Origin of the sequence: Nostocoides australiense Ben110, from assembly GCF_001050535.1 — a bacterium.
Taxonomy (GTDB): Bacteria; Actinomycetota; Actinomycetes; order Actinomycetales; family Dermatophilaceae; genus Nostocoides_A; species Nostocoides_A australiense.
In genome coordinates, this window is record NZ_HG764815.1 from 3,122,749 (window position 1) to 3,125,911 (window position 3,163).

Annotated in this window: 5 protein-coding genes; 1 reads left to right on the forward strand and 4 read right to left on the reverse strand. The window is 71.3% G+C overall.

The window, feature by feature from the left end; translation table 11 throughout:
• Window positions 1–147: 147 nt before the first annotated feature.
• The gene (locus BN11_RS15110) at window positions 148–558 is read left to right on the forward strand and encodes a type II toxin-antitoxin system VapC family toxin (protein WP_048699042.1); all 411 of its coding nucleotides are present in this window, start codon (window positions 148–150) and stop codon (window positions 556–558) included.
• Here the strand turns inward: BN11_RS15110 and BN11_RS15115 are convergent.
• From BN11_RS15115 to BN11_RS23995, 4 genes are all read right to left on the reverse strand, one after another.
• A complete protein-coding gene (locus BN11_RS15115) occupies window positions 546–1,409 on the reverse strand; it encodes an MFS transporter (protein WP_201329275.1) in 864 nt (287 codons plus the stop codon). The genes BN11_RS15110 and BN11_RS15115 overlap by 13 nt on opposite strands.
• The gene (locus BN11_RS24770; RefSeq protein ID WP_201329276.1) at window positions 1,391–1,768 is read right to left on the reverse strand and encodes an MFS transporter; all 378 of its coding nucleotides are present in this window, start codon (window positions 1,766–1,768) and stop codon (window positions 1,391–1,393) included. Before BN11_RS24770 ends, BN11_RS15115 begins: the two co-directional genes overlap by 19 nt.
• A 26-nt stretch (window positions 1,769–1,794) precedes the next feature.
• The gene (locus tag BN11_RS15120) at window positions 1,795–2,400 is read right to left on the reverse strand and encodes a winged helix-turn-helix domain-containing protein (RefSeq protein ID WP_235435504.1); all 606 of its coding nucleotides are present in this window, start codon (window positions 2,398–2,400) and stop codon (window positions 1,795–1,797) included.
• Window positions 2,401–2,514: 114 nt separating this feature from the next.
• Window positions 2,515–2,994 (reverse strand): DUF2599 domain-containing protein, encoded by a 480-nt coding sequence (locus tag BN11_RS23995; RefSeq protein ID WP_083433791.1) that lies wholly within the window; start codon window positions 2,992–2,994, stop codon window positions 2,515–2,517.
• Window positions 2,995–3,163: the final 169 nt, after the last annotated feature.

A 3,163-nucleotide genomic window follows, 5' to 3' on the forward strand; every position in this document is an offset into this window, starting at 1 on the left:
GTACCTTCCGGCGCCAGGAGAGACCGCCGCAGACCTGCTCGCAACTCTGGACGACATGGGCGACGACGCCGTAGCCGAGGGGACCCTCGACGTGGTCGAGGCCACGGTCCGTGACCGACGCCTGCACGCCGTCCGGGTGCCCACCTGGTGATCCACCTCGACACCACCTTCCTCGTGGATGTGATCCGCGAGAGCCGTCGCGATGAGCAGGGCCCAGCTCGTCGCTGGCTCGCCCGCAATCCACACGAGACCCTCGGCATCAGCGTCTTTGTCCTGTGCGAACTCCTCACCGGCGCCGCGTTGCACGCCGATCCCGCCGCGGAGCGACGCCGGGTCATGAAAGTTGTGGGTCAACTTCCGGTCATCACTCCAGATGCCCAACTGGCCGGAACCTACGCTCGAATCCACGCCGTCCTGACCAAGCAAGGCACCCCAGTCGCGAACATGGATCTGCTCATCGCCTGCACCGCTCTCAACGCCGGCTCCGCCTTGCTGACTGCCAACCAGCGAGACTTCACGCGGATCCTCGGGCTGGACGTGCTCGACTACACGGAGTGACCCGACGTTCGCGCGCGGACCGGCTCTGGCGCCGGCCGGGAGTCGAACTCGCGGAAGCTCGGGACCAGCAGCGGCAGCAGGGTGACGAGGAGGTATGCCGTCCCGACGACCCACAGGACGGGAGCGAGCCCGAGCGAGGCGGCCAGCAGGCCGCCAAGCAGCCCGCCGAGCGGCATCAGCGACCAGCACAGCGCGGAGTTCAGCGCGGAGACGCGGCCGACGAGCCGTTCGGGGATCCGCTCGAAGACCACCGCGCCCAGGATCGGGTTGAGGAATCCGCACGCCAGGCCCCCGATTGCGAACACGGCCACACAGACGCACAGCGGTGACCCCAGCGCCAGCACGGCGAAGCGCGGGAGGCCGGTGAGGAGGTAGGCGATCACGTAGGTGCGGAACCGGGGCAGGCGCTCGGCCCAGCGTGCCGCGGCCATCGAGCTCAGCGCCGCGCACGCGGAAAAGACCGCGAAGAGGACACCGATGCCTGCCGCACCATGACCGGAGTTGCGCCCCCATACGGGCATCAGCACTGCCGACCAGGCCAGGTCGAGCAGATTGGTGGCGGCGACGATGGCGCTCATCCCCACGAGCACGACGTCACGACGCAGAAAGTCCCAGCCACGGCGCAGCTTCTGCACATAAGGCACCGGGTCGCGGTCCGCCACAGGCACCAGCGGCGGCGAGCCGGCGGTCAGTCCCAGGATCAGTGCGCAGACCAGGAAGGACGCGGCATCGGCATACAGCGCGCCCGGGGCGCCGACCCAGGCGATCAGGCCTCCGCCCAGAGCGGCGCCGGCCATCGAGGCGATCCGGTCGATCACGCCGTAGAGCCCGGTCACCCACTCCAGCGGCACTCCCGCGGCCGTCGCGACCGCGGGATCAGGGCGGCCTTGGCGCCGTCGCCGGGCCCGCGGAGCGCGCCGGCGACACCCACCAGGACCAGCAGGACCGGGAAGGAGAGCCCGCCGATCCGGTGGAGCAGCGGAATCGCCGTCACCACGACCGCGCTCGCCGGGTCGCAGGAGACGGCGACCGCCCGGCCGCCGTAGCGGTCGGCGAACGGGCCGCCGAGGACCTCGAACAACACAAGCGGGGTCATCTCGACCGCCGCGACCAGGCCGGTCTGGGCGGCGGACCCGGTCGTGGTCAGCACGAACCACGGCAGCGCGATCATCGGGATGCGGGTCCCGGTCAGCGAGGTCGCGTTGGCCACCAGGAGGCCGCCAAGGGGCCGCCGACTCACCACTGCCCGCGCTCGGGCACGGCGTCGGGGTGGAGGTAGGCGTTGAGGTTCACGACGAAGGTGGCTGCCGCGGCGTCGGCGTCCTCGGCATACTCCTCGATCACCGCCACCAGCCGGTCCCGCAGGCCCTGGGCCCGTTCCGGCGTCAGCCGCAGTTGCCAGTCGCTGAAGGTGCCGGCATCGCGCCATGGGGACGGCAGCAGGTCATGTCGCTCGACGGCACGCTGGAGCTGCTCGGCATACAGGATCCCGACCGCCTGGACATATGCGCCGTGCGTCTCGTGCTCCTCCGGCGTGCTCAGCGCCGAGCTGTCGGTGACCGTCGACTGGTGAGCGGCCCGCCACCACCGCTCCCGGCCGTTCCCGCGGCCGGCGTGCTCCTCGATGAAGCCGTGCTGGGCCAGCTGACGCAGGTGGTATGACGTCGCGCCAGTATTGAGACCGAGCCGCCGCGCGAGCGAGGTGGCCGTCGCCGGACCCTCGAGGCGCAGCAGCCCGAGCATCCGCAGCCGGGCCGGGTGGGCGAGCGCACTAGTTTGGAAAGTACTCTTTGCATTCAGCGAGTTGGACGCCATCACGGCGATGACGTACTGCCGCGGCACGCACGATGACTGCTGCGTATTGGACAACAACTCCCGCGGGGGACGAGCGAGACGGCGATGACGTGCCCGAGCGGCGCCGTGGTGCCCGGGACCTCGCGTGCTGGCGTGGGTCGGCTACGCCCGCGGCGGGTTGCACGCTGTGGCAACGGTTTCGGGATAGGTGAGGTCGGCCCGCCACGGCTCGAGGTCCCACGTCGGCTTGGCGTTCGCGAAGTAGGCGTGGCAGACGAACTGGTCGTGCAGGCCGTCGGTGTCCGCTTCCGGGTATGCCGCGGTGACCTCCCCCCAGGCCGCGTCCAGCGCCGCTGCGCTGAGGTGGTCGCGCAGTGCTTCGCGCGGGGTGACTTCGTAGGAGGCGCCGCCTTCCGCCTCGACGAGCCGCACCCCCGCGATCAGGTCGGGTTGACCAGGCGGGCTGCTCGACCTGAGACGGGGCGCGGTCCGAGGCGACGTGGCGGTCGACCCAGCACTGCTGGGCGAGTTCACCGAGCTGCCGGAGGCCTGGGTTGGGTGCTCCTCGCCGCATCCGGCGAGCAGGCCGGCCCCAGCCAGCATGCCGGCGGTGACCCGGCAGCAGCGGGTGGCCCATCTCATGTCCACATGATGCCGGTCGCGGGTTAGCCTGACGCGGTGCCCACGCCTCCATCGAGTCCTCGGCGCCGCGTCCAGGGAGCCGTCGAACCGGTGATCTCGCGCGCCCTGGGCGAGGGGCGCCGCCGGGGCGTCACCCAGCGCGCCGGCCGGTTCTTGCCCGGCCGGGCCC